The 17,378-nt window shown below is 39.2% G+C and carries 16 protein-coding genes; 3 read left to right on the forward strand and 13 right to left on the reverse strand.

Annotated elements, in window-relative coordinates; genetic code table 11:
• Positions 1–44: 44 nt before the first annotated feature.
• Positions 45–950, reverse strand: a complete 906-nt coding sequence (locus tag I573_RS10220; protein ID WP_016186464.1) for a LysR family transcriptional regulator — start codon at positions 948–950, stop codon at positions 45–47.
• 19 nt (positions 951–969) lie between these two features.
• Entirely contained in the window at positions 970–2,112 is a 1,143-nt protein-coding gene (locus I573_RS10225; RefSeq protein WP_016186463.1) for an amidohydrolase, read from the reverse strand.
• Positions 2,113–2,331: 219 nt separating this feature from the next.
• Between I573_RS10225 and I573_RS10230 the strand changes: the two genes are divergently transcribed.
• From I573_RS10230 to I573_RS10240, 3 genes are all read left to right on the forward strand, one after another.
• On the forward strand, positions 2,332–3,810 hold the full coding sequence (locus tag I573_RS10230; protein WP_016186462.1) for an alpha-amylase: 1,479 nt from the start codon (positions 2,332–2,334) through the stop codon (positions 3,808–3,810).
• A 115-nt stretch (positions 3,811–3,925) separates the two neighbouring features.
• The gene (locus tag I573_RS10235; RefSeq protein WP_016186461.1) at positions 3,926–4,261 is read left to right on the forward strand and encodes a PadR family transcriptional regulator; all 336 of its coding nucleotides are present in this window, start codon (positions 3,926–3,928) and stop codon (positions 4,259–4,261) included.
• Positions 4,258–5,076: a DUF1129 domain-containing protein gene (locus tag I573_RS10240; protein ID WP_016186460.1), complete on the forward strand. Its 819-nt coding sequence runs from the start codon at positions 4,258–4,260 to the stop codon at positions 5,074–5,076. The genes I573_RS10235 and I573_RS10240 overlap by 4 nt, the downstream gene beginning before the upstream one ends.
• 35 nt (positions 5,077–5,111) lie before the next feature.
• Here the strand turns inward: I573_RS10240 and argF are convergent, their stop codons facing one another.
• From argF to hisE, 11 genes are all read right to left on the reverse strand, one after another.
• Positions 5,112–6,122 (reverse strand): ornithine carbamoyltransferase, encoded by a 1,011-nt coding sequence (gene argF / locus I573_RS10245; RefSeq protein WP_016186459.1) that lies wholly within the window; start codon positions 6,120–6,122, stop codon positions 5,112–5,114.
• Complete coding sequence (locus I573_RS10250) at positions 6,119–7,282, reverse strand: acetylornithine transaminase (protein ID WP_016186458.1); 1,164 nt, start codon at positions 7,280–7,282, stop codon at positions 6,119–6,121. The genes argF and I573_RS10250 overlap by 4 nt, the downstream gene beginning before the upstream one ends.
• Positions 7,257–8,027: an acetylglutamate kinase gene (argB, locus tag I573_RS10255; protein ID WP_016186457.1), complete on the reverse strand. Its 771-nt coding sequence runs from the start codon at positions 8,025–8,027 to the stop codon at positions 7,257–7,259. Before argB ends, I573_RS10250 begins: the two co-directional genes overlap by 26 nt.
• Positions 8,028–8,043: 16 nt before the next feature.
• Positions 8,044–9,240: a bifunctional glutamate N-acetyltransferase/amino-acid acetyltransferase ArgJ gene (gene argJ / locus I573_RS10260; protein WP_016186456.1), complete on the reverse strand. Its 1,197-nt coding sequence runs from the start codon at positions 9,238–9,240 to the stop codon at positions 8,044–8,046.
• 11 nt (positions 9,241–9,251) lie between these two features.
• Positions 9,252–10,274 (reverse strand): N-acetyl-gamma-glutamyl-phosphate reductase, encoded by a 1,023-nt coding sequence (gene argC, locus I573_RS10265; protein WP_016186455.1) that lies wholly within the window; start codon positions 10,272–10,274, stop codon positions 9,252–9,254.
• 182 nt (positions 10,275–10,456) lie between these two features.
• On the reverse strand, positions 10,457–11,731 hold the full coding sequence (gene ilvA / locus I573_RS10270) for a threonine ammonia-lyase IlvA (protein WP_016186454.1): 1,275 nt from the start codon (positions 11,729–11,731) through the stop codon (positions 10,457–10,459).
• 28 nt (positions 11,732–11,759) lie between these two features.
• The gene (gene ilvC / locus I573_RS10275) at positions 11,760–12,752 is read right to left on the reverse strand and encodes a ketol-acid reductoisomerase (RefSeq protein ID WP_016186453.1); all 993 of its coding nucleotides are present in this window, start codon (positions 12,750–12,752) and stop codon (positions 11,760–11,762) included.
• 45 nt (positions 12,753–12,797) lie between these two features.
• Positions 12,798–13,283 carry an acetolactate synthase small subunit gene (ilvN, locus tag I573_RS10280; RefSeq protein WP_016186452.1) on the reverse strand — a complete coding sequence of 162 codons (486 nt, stop codon included), beginning with the start codon at positions 13,281–13,283 and terminating at the stop codon, positions 12,798–12,800.
• Positions 13,280–14,974: a biosynthetic-type acetolactate synthase large subunit gene (ilvB, locus tag I573_RS10285; RefSeq protein ID WP_016186451.1), complete on the reverse strand. Its 1,695-nt coding sequence runs from the start codon at positions 14,972–14,974 to the stop codon at positions 13,280–13,282. Before ilvB ends, ilvN begins: the two co-directional genes overlap by 4 nt.
• A gap of 12 nt (positions 14,975–14,986) precedes the next feature.
• Positions 14,987–16,678, reverse strand: a complete 1,692-nt coding sequence (gene ilvD / locus I573_RS10290) for a dihydroxy-acid dehydratase (RefSeq protein ID WP_016186450.1) — start codon at positions 16,676–16,678, stop codon at positions 14,987–14,989.
• A gap of 380 nt (positions 16,679–17,058) precedes the next feature.
• Positions 17,059–17,373, reverse strand: coding sequence for a phosphoribosyl-ATP diphosphatase (hisE, locus tag I573_RS10295; protein WP_016186449.1), 315 nt, complete (start codon positions 17,371–17,373; stop codon positions 17,059–17,061).
• Positions 17,374–17,378: the final 5 nt, after the last annotated feature.

Below are 17,378 nucleotides of genomic sequence, written 5' to 3' on the forward strand. Positions count from 1 at the left end.
AAAAAAAGAAGGCGGAATATTCTCACAGTTCCGACCTTCTTTTCTTATTTTTCGCAATCGCGTAAATATTCATCTAGATACGTTAAAAATTGCTGTGCCAATTCGCTAAATTGATGATTTTTTTTCTTGATCAAAACCAATTCATTTTGATCTTCATTTTCTAAAGGAATCAATACAATTCGTTGATGCTCTGGATATTTTACTAAACCAGAACCAGAACCATACGCTTGTGTTTCATTTAAAATTCCAACTAGCGTAGCACGATCTGTAGTATGGATCACTTGATTGGCATCAAAAAAATCTAAAATATCTTCTGAAAAATAGGTATAATGATTTTCTTCTTGGGTAAAGCGAACTTGAGGGTAAGGTTCTAGATCCGCTACTGTTAATGTTTTTTTCTGGCTTAGCGGATGATTTTCACTCAGGAAAATATGGGTTTGAAATGTCCCTAGTGTTTCATAACATAAGTCGCCACTTTCAATAATTCGAACTAAGGCTCGACGATTACGGTCATTAAAATACAAAATCCCTAGTTCACTACGAAAATGTTCAACTTCTTGAATAATATTCATCGTCGTATTTTCATAGATTCGAAAATTAGTATACTCGGGAAACTCTTTGATCAAGCGACTGACCACATGGGATAGAAAATCATAATGTTGACTTGCAATCGAAAAGTGATGTGCTCGTTTTTCTGGTGATAAAAACCGAGTTTCTAGTAAATTGACTTGAGAAAGGACTTGTTGCGCATACTGCAAGAAATCTTTTCCTGTTGTGGTCAAAAATGCCCCGTGATTCGTTCGCTCAAATAACGAAACACCAATTTCGTTTTCTAGCTCTTTAATTGCATGTGACAAACTAGGCTGTGAGATATACAATTTTTTAGCGGCTTCGCGAAAGCTACCGTTATTGGCAATCGCCACAACGTAACGCATTTGTTGGATATTCATGTTGGTTCTCCTTTACGGTTTAACTTGTAGGTGCTAAATAGGTTTTGGCTAATAAAACGAAATAATCCACCGCTTGAGAAATCATCGCATCATCTACACGAAAACGAGGATCGTGTAATTCATAAGGTCCTCCTGAACCAATCATGACAAAACTTCCAGGAATTTGTTCTTGATAATATGCAAAATCTTCGCCAATCGCTGTTTCTTTAACGATTTTTGTTTCGGTCATGACTTCTTTCGCACAAGTAAGCGATAGCGTAGTTAGTCTCTCGTCATTGAATACGGAAGGACAATTTCCATACCAAAGCAACTCGATTTCTACTTCATGCAAGCGCGCTAAGCTATCTAAAATCGTTCGAATTCGCGCTTCGATATACGTTCGATTTTCACGACTAAATGTACGAACAGTTCCTTCTAACATCGCTTGTTCTGGAATCACATTCCATGTACTCCCACTATGAACTTGCGTAATACTAACGACCGCATGGGAATCGGGTGTAATTTCACGACTGACTAATGGCTGAAATGCTTGAATGATCTGTGCGATAACTAACATAGGATCTCGCCCTTCATGAGGTTTTGCCGCGTGAGCACCTCTGGCTTTGATTTGGATCTCAAATCGATCTACAGCCGCAGTCAAAGCGCCTGATTTCGTTCCTAACGTCCCAACGGGTAAAGAAGGATCGTTATGAAAACCAAAAATCGCTTCAACCTCGTTTAAACTGCCACTTTCTAAAACGGCTTTCGCCCCTACACCAGTTTCTTCTGCTGCTTGAAATAAAATCTTTACTTCGCCATGAAGATTCGACTTTTGTTCTTGTAATAAAATGGCTGCACCTAAAAGAACGCTCGTATGTAGATCGTGTCCGCAAGCATGCATGACACCTGGATATTCCGAAGCATAAGACACTCCTGATTGTTCCAAAATCGGTAATGCATCAATATCGGCACGTAAAGCGATCGTTTTTCCAGGATGATCCCCTTTTATATTTGCGCAAAGTCCCGTTTTTAAGCCTGTATCCAGACAATCAATTCCATTTTTTTCTAAAACGTTTCTGATTTTTTCAGTTGTGTTGAACTCTTGATTTGATAATTCTGGAAAGCGATGCATCTCTTGTCGAAACTTAATTAAAAACTTCTCTAGTTCACTTCGATCGATCATAGTCTTCCTCCTCTACTGGATGTATGAAATTGTTTCTATCATACGCAAATAAGTTAAGCCTTGTCAATTTGTTCTGTAAAAAAAGATTAAAAAATAATGATAGTTCTTATTCTAATTTTAGATATCAAGACTTAAAATTGCGATTTTTTAGTTAAATAGGGTAAACTTATCACAACACAAATTTTAATTGATAACAACTTACGTAATGGAGGAAATGCTATGACAAAAAAATTGATACTTCAAGGCTTTGAATGGTATTTACCAGCAGATGGCAACCATTGGAATCTCTTGGCAGAAAAAAGTAAGGAATTAAAAACATTAGGATTTACAGGCGTTTGGATGCCCCCTTCTTCTAAAGCTGCTGAAGGAAAAAACGATGTTGGTTATGGTGTATACGATCGCTACGACTTAGGTGAATTTGATCAAAAAGGGACGGTTCCAACGAAATATGGAACAAAAGAAGAATACTTGCATGCGATCTCGGCTTTAAAAGAAGCTGGCTTAGAAGTATTTGCTGATATCGTTTTTAATCAGATGTTAGGTGCAGATGAAACCGAAAAAGTTCCTGCTACGAAATACAATTCAGATAATCGAAATGAAGAAATCAGTGATGAATTAGAAATCGAGGCTTGGACGAAATTTACCTATGAAGGCCGTAATAAGCAATATAGTGATTATGTTTGGACCTGGAAAAACTTTTCTGGAATCGATTATGATGAACGAACAAACAGCCATGCGATCTTTAACTTTGCAGATAAGGGTTGGGATGATGCAGTAGACGATGAAAATGGGAACTTTGATTATTTGATGGGTTGCGATTTAGATATGAATAATGAAGAAACACATCAAGAATTGGAAAAATGGGGACAATGGTTCTATGATCAAACAAATGTTGACGGCTTTCGTTTAGATGCGGTCAAACATATTGAATTTTCTTATTTTGTCGATTGGTTATCTAATCGTAACGAGCAAGCTGGTCGTGAATTGTTTGTAGTCGGAGAATACTGGGCAAACGAAGTCGATAAACTAGAAGATTATTTAAAATCAAGTGGAAATATGATCCATTTATTTGATGTCCCTCTACATTTCAACTTCTTTGAAGCTGCTCAATCTAATGGCGAATACAATATGACAGAAATTTTCAATAATACCTTAATCCAATCTCAACCTGACTTTGCGGTAACTTTTGTCGACAATCATGATACACAAAAAGGACAAAGCTTAGAATCATGGGTGGAAGGCTGGTTTAAGCTACATGCTTACTCTTTGATCTTATTGCGTAAAGAAGGAATTCCTGTTGTTTTTTGGGGTGATCTATATGGGATGCCTTCACAAGAAGTCGAACCAGTTGGGGAAGCTTTAGAAGCATTGATGTATGCACGTACACATTTATTAAATGGCCAACAAGTCGATTATTTCGATGATGCATCGATTATTGGTTGGACAAGTTTAGGCGAAGAAGAACAAGAAGATGCGGGCATGGCTGTCTTGATGACCAATACCACTGGTGGTTGGAAAAAAATGACGATCCATCCTCGTTTTAGCGGAAAAACATTTGTTGATATTTTAGGTCATAATGAAGAAAAAGTCGTGCTAGATGAAACAGGTAGTGCGGATTTTCCTGTAAATGATGGTCAAATTTCTGTTTATGTTCAAGAAGACTTTGCCAAAAAATTTGCACAACGACACACTAATTAAACAAAAAAAGACTGTGACAGAAGTCTGTCACAGCCTTTTTTTTCACTACTAGGTTTTACAATCTAGTTATGCTTTGCTATACTATATAGTATAACATAGTAGAAAGGAGCTCGTTATGAACAATAGTCAACTCCTAAAAGGAACTCTAGAAGGATGTGTCTTAGCTATTTTAAATACAAAAGAAGTTTATGGGTATGAACTTGTTTATTTGCTACGCCAAAAAGGTTTCAATCAAGTTGTTGGCGGAACGATCTATCCCCTTTTACAAAAATTAGAACGTCAAGGTTGCGTGACGAGTATCAAGCGACCTTCAGAGGATGGACCTGATCGAAAATACTATACGCTGACGGCAAAAGGCCAACAACAGCTCGCTCAATTTGATAAAGAATGGCAAACATTGACGACCATCGTAGCTGATTTATTACATACAAACCAGGAGGAACAAGAATGACTGAAACAAATGTGTTAATTGAACAAAATAATGAGCTACGCAAGCAGTTAAATCAAGAAAATGAACTCTATTATGAAGATCTACTCGTTTATTTTCGTTTAAAAGGTTGGTTAATTGAAGATCAACTCGTTGAACAAGCATTATTGGATATTCTACAAGATATTCTGACTGCGCAAAAAGCTGGTGAAACGGCTAGCGAATTTTTCGGTCAAACGCCACAAGAATACGCAGATGCTCTATTAAAAAGCCTACCTAAAGCGACTGTCAAACAGGTGATGTCATTCATTGGATTGACTTTTGGTATCTTAACTTTCTTTAGTTTTATCGGCCAGTTTACTACGGGTGTCAATCGCTTTAGCTTAGCGATTTTACTCATCAATGGTATAACTAGTGTTTTAGCTGTAGGCAGTTTGTTATGGTTTATCCAAACCTCTATCTATACGAAAAAAGCAAAATGGGTAAGTACTTTATTGATTTTTGTGATAACCTTTTTACTGTTTTCTTTCTTTTTATTTTCACAATGGTACTTTCGCTCTTGGTGGGAAATTTCCCTTCCACATGAACTCATTATTGCAGCCTTAACGATTATTTTAATTCTACTTACGATCTTTTTACTGATAAAATTGAGTAAACAAGAAACGCATTCGATTTTGCTAGGCGTCAGTCCCTTTCTTTATGTCAATGGCTTAGTCAGTATTTATAACCAATTTGCAGCACTATCTTTTTCAAGCTTTATGAACACTACACTACAACTGGTGCTGATTTTGGGGAGTGCGGCTATTTCTTATTTCTTACTATTTCGATTTAGCAAATAAAAAGGTAGGCATTCTCAAAAAGAATGTCTACCTTTTTACGTTAAGTCAGGAATGAACAAATCCCCTAGAGTTGCGGCCATGATCGCTTTGATTGCATGCATGCGATTTTCAGCTTGAGTAAATGCCAAAGAACGTTCACTAAGAAAGACATCATCTGTCACTTCTAATGCTTCGATACCTAAAGACGCAGCCAAAGCTTTCCCTTCTACTGTTTCTAAATCATGGAATGCTGGTAAACAATGCAAGAATATCGTGCGTTCATTTTTTGTGGCCTCTAGACAAGTTTGGTTTACTTGATAAGGAAGTAATTGAGTCAATCGTTTGTTCACGTCCACGTTTTCTCCCATAGAAATCCACACATCTGTGTACAATACATCTGCGCCTAATACAGCTTCTTCTACATTTTCTGTAATCAAAAAAGTAGTATTTGGTGCAGCAAATTGTTTAGCTAACGCTACGACAGCTTGACTAGGCTGTAGCTCACGTGGTGCTGCGATATGGATATTTACACCTAAAATCGCACCTGTGACTAACAAACTATTGGCGACATTGTTTCGTCCATCACCCAAATACGTTAATGTCAAGTTTTCAAGTGTGCCAAAATGTTCCTTTATCGTCATAAAATCCGCTAACATTTGTGTCGGGTGCCACTCATCTGTTAGTCCATTCCAAACAGGAACTCCACTTGCTTGTGCTAACTCTTCTACGATAGTTTGAGAAAACCCACGATATTCAATGCCGTCAAACATACTTCCCAATACTTTTGCAGTATCTGTGACAGACTCTTTTTTACCAAACTGAATATCAGATTTCCCTAAAAATTCTGGATGAGCTCCAAGGTCATTTGCCGCAACTGTGAATGCTGAACGGGTTCTAGTGGAGGTTTTTTCAAATAATAAAGCGATATTTTTTCCTTGCAAATACGGATGGGGAAGATGTTCTTGCTTCATTTTTTTTAAATGTAGGGAAAAATCAATCAAGTATTCCCACTCATTTTTTGTAAAATCCGTTTCTTTTAAAAAGGATTTCCCTTGAAAATGACTCATACACTCACCTCAGTTTTAACTGTAGAATAGACGATCACTTCTTTGATATGTTGGATCGCTTCGATCAATTGTGCGCCTTTGATTACTAGTGGAGGCAGTAAACGTAATGTATTTTGTTGGGCAGATAACGTCAAGATCCCTTTTTGATGTAATTTCGCAATGACCTCTTGCACTGGAATGCTATCTTCTAATTGAATACCGACCATCAATCCTTTTCCCGTAATGGCGGTCACTCCTGGTAAGTCACGGAGTTCTTTTTCTAAGTAATACCAAAATAAGTGTGATTTTTGAACGACTGCTTCTAAAAAAGTTGGAGTCAAAATATCGAGTACCGTATTTGCTGCTGTGAGTGCTAACGGGTTCCCACCAAATGTCGTCCCATGACTACCTGGGCCAAATGCGGATGATAACTTTTTCTTTCCCATCATCGCACCAATCGGTAAGCCATTTGCTAATCCTTTGGCTACCGTAATAATATCCGGATCAAGTGCATAGTGCTCAAATGCGTATTGTTTTCCTGTTCGCCCCATGCCCGTTTGGACTTCGTCTACAATCAACAATACACCGTGTTCACAACACGTATCTTGTAACGCTTCTAACCAATCTGCATCTCCTGCGATCACGCCACCCTCACCTTGAATAATTTCTACAATGACCGCTGCTAATTCATCATGGATTAAATCTAATGAAGGATAGTCGTTGTATACACCAAATACGACATCTTCTAATAGTGGACCAAACCCTTCTTTGATCTGTTCATTTCCTGTGACCGATAGCGCTCCTGTCGTACGTCCATGAAACGAATGGGTAAATGATAAGACAGCTGTTTTTTGAGAGGCTTTGCGTGCTAATTTCAAAGCCGCTTCATTGGCTTCTGTTCCTGAATTACAAAAAAAGACAGCATAGTCTGGCGTTGGAACCAACTTAGTCGCCACTTCTTCTTGTAAAGAGCTTTGATATAAATTCGATGTATGCCAAATTTTACCTAATTGGGCTTGAACAGCTTGGTTCAACGTAGGGTGATTATATCCTAAATTGCATACGCCAATACCACTCGTTAAGTCTAGATAGGCATTTGCTTGTTGATCATAGACCGTCACACCAGTTCCTTCTATTAGTTCAAATGGATGTTGTTTATACGTTTGAAAAAGAGTTGTCATCGTCATCTATTCCTTTCTGAATACTTGTTCCGACAGTCGTTAAACTATTGGTGACAGTAATTTTTTGTACTCCAGTATATGCGGCATAAAATGCTGCAGCTAATTTAGGTTGCATGCCTTGAGTGACGACATTTTGTTTTTTTAAGATTTGTGCTTTTTTTTGAGTTAATACTTTCACAACTTCACCATGGTGTAATACACCAGGTACGTCTGTTAAAAAGTACAAGGCTTCTGCTTGTAATAAACTTGCAAGTTGTGCCGCTGCAGTGTCGCCATTAATATTTAGCCAATGACCAGTAGCATCTAATGCAAGTGGCGCAACAATACCAATCCCTTGAGCTAGGATATGTGCAAATTTTTCTTGATTAATACTTGTAATATTCCCAACATAGCCGTACTTTTCTTGATCGATGTAGCTTCCTGTAATCAAATGGTCCATTGCGGCATTCAAGCCAAACACGGGCAAATTGTAATGTGTAAACTGAGCTAAAAATTGAGGTTGGATTTCGCCTAGTAGCACCATTTTCGTGATCGCCATCGTTTGTTTATCGGTGATCCGAATGCCGTTTTCTTTTTTGACTGGTAATTGCAATTTCTCTGCCCAATGACTGATGGTGTTGCCCCCTCCATGGACAAGTAAAATACGTTTTCCTTGTTTATGCCAATAACTAAGTTGAGCAAAAAAAGCAGGGGTTAATTCTTCTAGAGCATTTCCACCGACTTTGATGACAATTAATTGTTTCATCAGATTTCCTTCTTTCTCACGTTGTATAAGTGGCATTGATCCGAACATAATCATACGTCAGATCACAACCCCAAGCTTTTGCTTCTTGCGTTCCCATATGTAGGGTTACATCGATTAAAATCTCTTCATTTTTGAGTGTTTGGCTGATCATCGCTTCATCAAAATCGATCGCTTGACTATGCTCGACGACAACGTGTCCGTTGATGGCAACACTTACGTTAGTTGGATCTAGAGCAATCGTTGTCGCACCGAGTGAACTAATGATTCTCCCCCAGTTTGGATCTGCACCAAAGATAGCCGATTTTACTAAGCTTGACCCTACGATCGCTTTAGCTGCCTGTTGTGCATCCAATTTCGTTTGCGCTTGTTTCACACAAACTTCGACTAATTTTGTCGCGCCTTCACCATCTTTTGCAATCGCCTTAGCCAATGTTTCTAGTACATGATGATATATCGCTTTTACCTCTTCATACTCAGGTGAATCGATCTCGATCATCGAATTTTTCGCTTGTCCATTTGCTAAACAAACGACCATATCATTCGTTGAAATATCACCATCTACAGTAATTTGATTGAATGTTTGATCCGTCAATTCACTTAAGATTTGCTGAAGTGCTTCAGGTGAAATCGCACAATCGGTCATAACAAAGCCAAGCATCGTGGCCATGTTTGGATGAATCATCCCTGATCCTTTTGCCAATCCTGTAAAGGTACAACGCTCTCCTGCAATTTCGCTAGTCATACAGATTGTTTTTTCGACAGTATCCGTCGTTAAAATCGCGCTCGTAATCGCCGTATTTTGTGTTTGAGCTAACTGAGTAATCCCTTTTTTGATTTTTTCCATTGGTAAATAGGCTCCAATCAGCCCTGTTGAAGCAATTCCAACTAGTTCAGGAGAAATCCCAAGTTTTTTTGCTGCTAGTTCTTGAGTCAATTGAACATCTTGCATGCCTTGTTCACCTGTACAAGCATTAGCGATCGCACTGTTCATCACAAGTGCTTGCAAGTAATGATTGGTCTTGATCAACTGTTTTGTTTTGGCTGTTGGTGCTGCACAGAATTGATTGAGCGTATACACTCCTGCGGCTGCGGCTGGTACATCGGATACGATCCAACCAAAGTCTAATTTTTTTTGACGTAACCCTATATGTAAGGCGTCACTTGTAAACCCTTTCGGCCAAGTAAACGCGATTTCTTTTCCTTTAGTTTCCATACTTTTCCCCTTTACGGCAGTTGAGCAAAAACCGGCAATGCCAAGGTTTCCTCAAAGCCAAACATTTGATTGAAATTTTGAATGGCTTGTCCTGCCGCCCCTTTTAATAAATTATCGATTACTGAAACGATCGTGACGATTTGTGTTGTTTCATTTAATACAGCACCGATCACGCAATGATTGGTCCCGACTACCTCTTTTAATGAAGGGATCCGATTTAAATAATGAACAAATGGTGTCGTTTGATAGGTTTGTTCAAATAAATGATCCAATTGTACTTGTGTCATCTCTTGATTGAGTTTGACATACATCGTCGCCATCAATCCTCGGTGAAGTGGCACAAGTGTCGTAGTAAATTGAATGGCTGGAATATGTTCATCCCATTTTTTTAATTGATTCATAATTTCGGGAATATGTTGATGTTGATTTAACTTATATGGCCAAAGATTTTCATCGATAAACGAAAAATGACTCGATGTGCTTAAGCTTTTTCCTGCTCCAGACACGCCAGACTTTGCATCGACGACGATAAAATTAGGATCGAGTTTTTTCTCTTGAGCAAGTGGTGCTAGTCCTAATAAGGTTGCTGTTGCGTAACATCCTGGATTGGCGATATAAGTCGTATAATCTGTCGTAAACTCTGTCAATCCATAAGTAACAGGTACCGATCCATCTAGATGTGCATGTGGTTTGTTATACCATTTTTGATAACTCGCTTCTGAAGTCAAGCGAAAATCACCTGAAAGATCAATAATCGGGAATCCTTCCTTAAATAACGGCTCGAGCAGTTCTTTTGCAACACCTGCTGAGGTGGCACTAAATAGACAATCGACTTGCTGACAAACCGTCGTTACATCAAACGGTGTAATCATCGTATCCTCTAAATAAAACTGATCAACCACTTCTGATAGTTTTTGAGCAGGCTTATCGGGATTGCCATACAAATAAATCGTATCGACATGTGGATGTTGTTGCATCAATTGATACAAGACTGATCCCCCATACCCAGTCACTCCTAAAATCCCAATATTCATATAACCCCTCTTTTCTTGAATAAAAATTCAATATTTAATAAGTAATATAATACATATTCATTCAGTAATCAATCTTTTTTTCAATAAATTTTCAAAAAATAGTTTTTTTATTCGTAAAAAAGATGATTTTTCGCATTTTTATAAGAAAAAAAGCATAAAAAAACTTGTATAATCATAAATGACTATACAAGTAGTGTGTATAAAGAAGGATGTTTACTCAATTCAATAAAATTCGTATCAAAATCTGACAACCGTTCAAGTAACGAGTGGACATCTGAAGCGCGTTTAAGTTGGATTCCTAGAACGACTGGCCCAGTACCTCGATTGACTTTTTTTGTATATTCAAAACGAGTAATATCATCATCTGGCCCAAGAACTTGTGTCACAAATTCTTTTAATGCACCAGGACGTTGTGGAAAATTGACTAAAAAGTAGTGTTTAAGTCCTTGATAGATCAACGCGCGTTCTTCAATTTCTTCCATACGACTAATATCGTTATTTCCACCACTAATGACACAGACAATCGTTTTTCCTTTGATCATTTCACGGATTTGTTCTAATACAGCTACACTTAATGCTCCTGCTGGTTCGACTACGATGGCTTGTTTGCTATACAAATCTAAAATCGTTTGACAAATTTCTCCTTCTGGTACGGTATAAAGAGCATCGGTTGTTGCCTTTACACATTCATACGTCAATTGACCTACTCGTTTGACTGCAGCTCCATCTACGAATTTATCCAATTCTGCTAACGTTACAGGCCCACCTGTCGCAAATGCTTGGGTCATCGAGGCTGCTCCTGCTGGTTCGACACCAATCACTTTAGTTTGAGGCGAGACTGCTTTAGTATAACAACCGACCCCGCTCAGTAATCCACCCCCACCTACTGCAGCGATCACATAATCGATTGTTAGGCCTTGCTCAGCAGCCTGTTGTAAATATTCAACGGCTACCGTTCCTTGACCAGCAATAATTGCAGGATCATCGAAAGGGGCAATAAATGGAAGTCCTTGCAGTACAGCATACTGTTTTGCTGCTGTTGCGGCTTCGTCAAAAGTATCTCCAACTAGACGAATCTCGACCATTGCGCCACCAAAGAACTGTACTTGTGTAATTTTTTGTTGGGGCGTTGGCGTTGGCATAAAGATAATGCCTGGAATCTGTAATTCTTGGCAAGTATACGCGACACCTTGCGCGTGGTTTCCAGCACTCGCACACACAACACCTTGTTGAATCCTCGCTTTTGGTTGTTTAGTAATTGCATAGTAAGCTCCACGTAGTTTAAATGAACGCACTTTTTGTAGATCTTCACGTTTTAAATAGATTTGACAATCAAAACGTTCTGATAAGTAACGATCATAATGCAAAGGTGTTTTCGTAACCGTATGTTTTAAGACTTGGTCAGCTTCTTCAATATGTTTTTGCCAAGTTTTTACGTTAGTTGAGACGACTTCCATAGTTATAGACCTTCTTTCGTTCACTTGATTATTGACCTTTTACAAAAGGCATCATCTTACGTAATTCTTCCCCTACTGCTTCGATTGGATGTCCGGCATTATCCGCACGCATTTTTTTGAATGCTTTAAATCCTTGTTGATTGTCTTCAATAAATCCTTTGGCAAAGGTACCATTTTGAATATCTGTCAGCACAGCTTTCATATTGGCTTTTGTCTGCTCTGTAATGACACGTGGACCAGAGACATAATCGCCATACTCTGCTGTATTCGAGATCGAGTGACGCATTTTGCCAAATCCTCCTTCATAGATCAAGTCGACGATCAGCTTCATTTCATGACACACTTCAAAATAAGCCAATTCTGGTTGATATCCAGCTTCAACGAGTGTTTCAAATCCTGCCTCGATCATACTCGTTAATCCTCCACATAACACAGCTTGTTCACCAAATAGATCTGTTTCTGTTTCTTCTTTAAACGTTGTTTCTAACACCCCTACACGCGTAGCACCGATCCCTTTTGCGTAAGCCAATGCTAAATCGGTCGCTTGACCCGTTGCATCTTGATACACTGCAAATAATGCTGGAACCGCAAATCCTTGAGTAAATGTTCGACGGACAAGATGTCCTGGCCCTTTTGGCGCAACTAAAAAGACATCGACATCTTTTGGAGGCGTGATCACATCAAAATGGATATTAAACCCATGCGCAAACGCTAATGCATTTCCTGCTTCTAAATAAGGTTTGATCTGAGTTTCATAAAGATCTCCTTGGATTTCATCTGGCGCAAGAATCATGACAACATCTGCTTTTTTTGCTGCTTCATCCACTTCAAAGACTTCAAATCCATCCGCTTTTGCCATTTCAGCTGATTGCCCTGCACGAACACCAATAATTACTTGATGCCCATTATCTCGTAAATTTTGTGCATGCGCATGGCCTTGTGATCCGTAGCCTAAGATTGCAATCACCTTATCTGTTAGTACCTCATTGTTTACTGAATCGTCATAATATACTTTTGCCATTGTTGTTTCCTCCTTTTACTCGTTATAATTTATAGACACTCTACTTTACGTAGTTTGTGTTCGCGTTAATCCTACTACACCTGTACGTGCGATTTCGACGATACCAAATGGACGCAAATTTTCAATACAGGCTTCAATTTTTTCATGATCGCCCACCAGTTGAATGACATAGGCTTTTTCATGTGCATCGACAATACTTGCTCGAAATGGTTCGATCGTCGTTTGAATCGCTGCACGTTGTGTGAGTGGTGCATGGACCCTAATCAAGGCAAGCTCCCGTTCAATCGCTTTTTGATCAGTGATATCCACGACTTTTTTTACATCAATCATTTTGTGTAATTGCTTGATTACTTGTTGAATATCAGCTACATGATCGACTTGAATCACAATCGTAATTCTGGACCAGATAGGATCGATCGTCTCACCGACGCTAATACTTTCGATATTGACTTGTCTTCTAGTCAATATCCCAGTAAAACGATTCAAGACACCTTGTTGATTCCGGACGGTTGCATTTAAAATACGTCTCATTTTCTCACCACCCCAATCATTTGATCATTGGCTTTTCCGGCTGGAACCATTGGAAATACTTGCTCACTTGACGGAATGATCACTTCAATTACTTGTGGTATGTTCACAGCAAACGCTTGAGCTAATTTTGACTGTACATCGCTTGGATCCGTTAAAGTAAACGCGTCTATTCCATAAGCTTTAGCTAGTGCCACAAAATTAGGTTGTTGTTCAAATTCAGATTCTGAATAATGATCCTCAAAAAAAGTATGTTGCCATTGATGTACCATACCAAGCGAATGGTTGTTAAATAAAATCACTTTTATCGGCAAGTTATACTGCTTCAATAAAATCAATTCTTGATTGGTCATTTGAAATCCACCGTCTCCGACAAAAATCACGACTTGCTTTTCGGGTTGCGCTAACTGGGCACCAATTGCAGCTGGGATTCCATAGCCCATCGTACCTAATCCACCACTTGTGATAAGCTGATGATCGGTAGAAAACGGATAAAATTGTGCGACCCACATTTGATGTTGTCCTACATCAGTTGCGACTAACGCTTCTCCTTTTGTCAATTGACCGATCTCTTCAATTACAGCTTGTGGCTTGATCTGAGTGTTTGATCGTTCATACGAAAACGGATAATGCGTTTGATACTCCATTAAGGTGTCTTTCCACTTGCTGCGATCAACTTGTGGAAGGATTGGCGCTTGATTCAGTGCCATCAAGGTAGCTTTCGCATCAGCGACTAACGGAATATCTACACGTACGACTTTTCCGATTTCTGCTGGATCTAGATCAATATGGACGATCGTGGCATTTGGTGCAAATTCACTAGGTGCACTGGCTAGACGGTCATCAAAACGTGACCCGATATTGATCAATAAATCGCATTGCGTTAATGCCATATTCGCGGCATACGATCCATGCATCCCACCCATCCCTAAAAATAAAGGATGTTGTTGCGGTAAGATACCGAGTCCAAGTAAAGTCGATAATGTAGGAATCTGATACGTCTCAACAAATGTGCGTAATTCTGTGGTAGCTTGCGCATGTCCCACACCTGCACCAACTAAGACCACGGGCCGTGTTGCCTGATGCAGCGCATGTAACACTTTGTCGACTTGAACTTGATTTGGTAAATAGGTCGGTTGATAATTTGGTAACGATACTGGTTGTTTTTGCGGTGCTTCGATGATAGTCAGTTGTGCCATAATATCTTTTGGAATATCGATCACGACCGGTCCCATCCGTCCTGTTGTTGCAAGATGGAACGCTTCGTTTACAACAGATTCAATTTCTTCTATACTGCGAATCTGGTAATTGTATTTTGTGATTGGCATCGTGATTCCTAACATATCTGCTTCTTGGAATGAATCTTTTCCAATACCCGCTGTAGCTACTTGTCCAGTCAACACGATCATCGGTAATGAATCACTCATCGCATCGGCAATCCCCGTGACTGCATTTGTAGCTCCTGGTCCACTGGTCACCAGGACAACTCCTGGTTTTCCAGTCACTTTTGTATACCCTTGAGCTGCATGGGTTGCACCTTGTTCATGACGAACTAAAATATGTTTTATTTTCTGATACCCATATAAGGCATCATAAATTGGCAACACCGCTCCACCTGGATATCCAAAAATAAATTCTACTTCTTGAGTCGCTAAAGCATCCAGTAACTGATGCGCACCTGTTTTATTTGGCATAATACCTCCTCCTTACGACAATAATTCCTCTGGGATCTGCATGATTGCTCCTGTATGAGCTGAAGTCACAAGTGCTGTATAACGTGCTAACCAACCTGATTTTACTTTCGCTTTAAACACAGGTAAATGTTGCATTCGTTCAGCTAGCTCTTCTTCACTAATCATTAATTCCATCGTTCGATTGGTTAAATCGATTTGGATTTCATCGCCATCATAAATTGCGGCAATCGGTCCGCCTGCAGCAGCTTCTGGTGATACGTGACCAATTGCGATTCCGCGTGTAGCACCGGAAAAACGTCCATCCGTGATTAAAGCGACATCTTTTCCTAAACCACGACCCACAATTCGTGACGTGGGTTCTAACATTTCTGGCATCCCCGGTCCGCCTTTAGGTCCTTCATATCGAATCACAACCACATGCCCTTTTTTGACTGTACCGTTATCGATGGCTTCTACTGCTTCATCGTGCGTTGAAAAACAAATTGCTTTTCCAGTAAATGTTGTAATACTTGGATCGACACCCCCGACTTTGATTACACTACCTTCTGGGGCGATGTTTCCATATAGAATCGATAGTCCACCAACTGGACTATACGGATCTTCTTTTGGATGAATCACGGCTTCGTTTTTGATTGTGCACCCTGCTACATTCTCACGTAGTGTTTTTCCGGTAACGGTGATACGATCTGGATGGATACACCCGTCAATACTCACTAATTCATTAATAATCGAAGACACCCCACCTGCTTCATGCACGTCATGCATCGAATATTCAGATGATGGTGCGATTTTTGACAGATAAGGAACACGTTTGGCAATTTCATTGATATCGCTCAACTGATAATTGATCTGTGCTTCTTTAGCAATCGCTAGTGTATGCAATACTGTATTTGTAGAACCGCCCATTGCCATATCCAGTGCAAATGCATCATCGATTGCTTCTTTTGTGACGATATCACGTGGCTTGATTTGTTTTTTGACAAGGTCCATTAAGTGAAACGCCGATTCTCGAACTAAATCACGACGTTCTTTAGACACAGCTAAGGTCGTTCCGTTCCCAGGTAAGGCTAGTCCTAAAATTTCCATTAGACAGTTCATAGAATTCGCGGTAAACATCCCAGCACACGATCCACAAGTAGGACAGGCGTTTTTTTCTAATTGTTTAAATTCTTCTTCTGTCATTTTGCCTTCTTTAAATGTTCCAACTGCTTCAAACATCGTCGAAAGCGTTGCGGTATGCCCTCTTGGATCGACGCCGGCTTTCATTGGTCCACCTGAGCAAAAAATTCCTGGAACATTCGTCCGCATCGCAGCTAGTAACATTCCTGGTGTGATCTTATCGCAGTTTGGCATGTAAAATACGCCATCAAACCAATGGGCATTGATTACTGTTTCAGCTGAATCAGCAATCAACTCACGACTCGGTAAAGAATAACGCATTCCAATGTGTCCCATCGCAATGCCGTCATCGACACCGATCGTATTAAATTCAAAAGGAATTCCACCGGCTTCTCGAATCGCTTCTTTCGCAATATCAGCAAGCTCTCTTAAGTGAACATGTCCAGGTACGATATCAATATAGGAATTACAAATCGCAATAAACGGTTTTTGCATATCTCGTGCATTCTTTACTTGTCCTGTTGCATATAATAAACTTCTGGCTGGTGCGGCTTCGATTCCCTTTTTGATTTGATCACTGCGCATCTTCTTCATCCTCTCATATAAAAAAAGCATCCCATCAAGATGGGATGCTTTAGTAAAAGCCCCATCTACCAAGCGAAATAGGACTTGAACTGTTTCGAAATTACGAAAACATTCTAAGTCCTGGGTATAATTAATAAAATAATGACTGATTGATTTGTTGTCATTCGCTTGGTCATATCGGGTCTCTCCTCTTTTGGTTTTTATTGTTTGAATTATCTGTTAATTTAAAGGTTGTTGTCAGTTTAGCGATTATTTTAAGCAAAGTCAACCTAATTTTTCATTTATTTTTAATACAATTCATTTAAATTTCATTTTATTAGCAAAAAAAAAGCAAATAACCTTATAGTCATTTGCTTTTTGTAACTTTAAAATAACATCCATTAGTATGTATCGATTTCTTTGCGTTCTGCTAAACGACTCTGTTTTCCAACACGCGTTGCAGCTTCTTGTCGTAAAGCTTCTAGTGTTACGCCTTTTTCAACAAGCAACACACTCAAGTGATACAAGACGTCATTTGTTTCTAAAATAAGTTCGTCCAGTGAATCATTTTTAGCAGCAATGACGACTTCTGTTGCCTCTTCACCCACCTTTTTCAGAATTTTATCTAATCCTTTATCAAATAAATAGTTCGTGTAAGAGCCTTCTTTCGGATTTTGTTTTCGATTCAAGGCTTCTTGATACAATTCTTCAAACATATCGC

It is taken from the genome of Enterococcus sulfureus ATCC 49903 (assembly GCF_000407605.1).
Taxonomy (GTDB): Bacteria; Bacillota; Bacilli; order Lactobacillales; family Enterococcaceae; genus Enterococcus_G; species Enterococcus_G sulfureus.

What these genes read in the sequence shown, in the direction of transcription:
- I573_RS10240 (WP_016186460.1), top strand. Translation starts at nt 4,258, where the DNA reads ATGACTGAAACAAATGTGTTAATTGAACAAAATAATGAGCTACGCAAG.
- hisE (WP_016186449.1), bottom strand. Translation starts at nt 17,373, where the DNA reads ATGTTTGAAGAATTGTATCAAGAAGCCTTGAATCGAAAACAAAATCCG.
- ilvC (WP_016186453.1), bottom strand. Translation starts at nt 12,752, where the DNA reads ATGGCAAAAGTATATTATGACGATTCAGTAAACAATGAGGTACTAACA.
- I573_RS10250 (WP_016186458.1), bottom strand. Translation starts at nt 7,282, where the DNA reads ATGACAACTCTTTTTCAAACGTATAAACAACATCCATTTGAACTAATA.
- I573_RS10235 (WP_016186461.1), top strand. Translation starts at nt 3,926, where the DNA reads ATGAACAATAGTCAACTCCTAAAAGGAACTCTAGAAGGATGTGTCTTA.
- argC (WP_016186455.1), bottom strand. Translation starts at nt 10,274, where the DNA reads ATGAATATTGGGATTTTAGGAGTGACTGGGTATGGGGGATCAGTCTTG.
- I573_RS10230 (WP_016186462.1), top strand. Translation starts at nt 2,332, where the DNA reads ATGACAAAAAAATTGATACTTCAAGGCTTTGAATGGTATTTACCAGCA.
- ilvB (WP_016186451.1), bottom strand. Translation starts at nt 14,974, where the DNA reads ATGCCAAATAAAACAGGTGCGCATCAGTTACTGGATGCTTTAGCGACT.
- I573_RS10225 (WP_016186463.1), bottom strand. Translation starts at nt 2,112, where the DNA reads ATGATCGATCGAAGTGAACTAGAGAAGTTTTTAATTAAGTTTCGACAA.
- argF (WP_016186459.1), bottom strand. Translation starts at nt 6,122, where the DNA reads ATGAGTCATTTTCAAGGGAAATCCTTTTTAAAAGAAACGGATTTTACA.
- argJ (WP_016186456.1), bottom strand. Translation starts at nt 9,240, where the DNA reads ATGGAAACTAAAGGAAAAGAAATCGCGTTTACTTGGCCGAAAGGGTTT.
- ilvN (WP_016186452.1), bottom strand. Translation starts at nt 13,283, where the DNA reads ATGAGACGTATTTTAAATGCAACCGTCCGGAATCAACAAGGTGTCTTG.
- I573_RS10220 (WP_016186464.1), bottom strand. Translation starts at nt 950, where the DNA reads ATGAATATCCAACAAATGCGTTACGTTGTGGCGATTGCCAATAACGGT.
- ilvA (WP_016186454.1), bottom strand. Translation starts at nt 11,731, where the DNA reads ATGGAAGTCGTCTCAACTAACGTAAAAACTTGGCAAAAACATATTGAA.
- ilvD (WP_016186450.1), bottom strand. Translation starts at nt 16,678, where the DNA reads ATGCGCAGTGATCAAATCAAAAAGGGAATCGAAGCCGCACCAGCCAGA.
- argB (WP_016186457.1), bottom strand. Translation starts at nt 8,027, where the DNA reads ATGAAACAATTAATTGTCATCAAAGTCGGTGGAAATGCTCTAGAAGAA.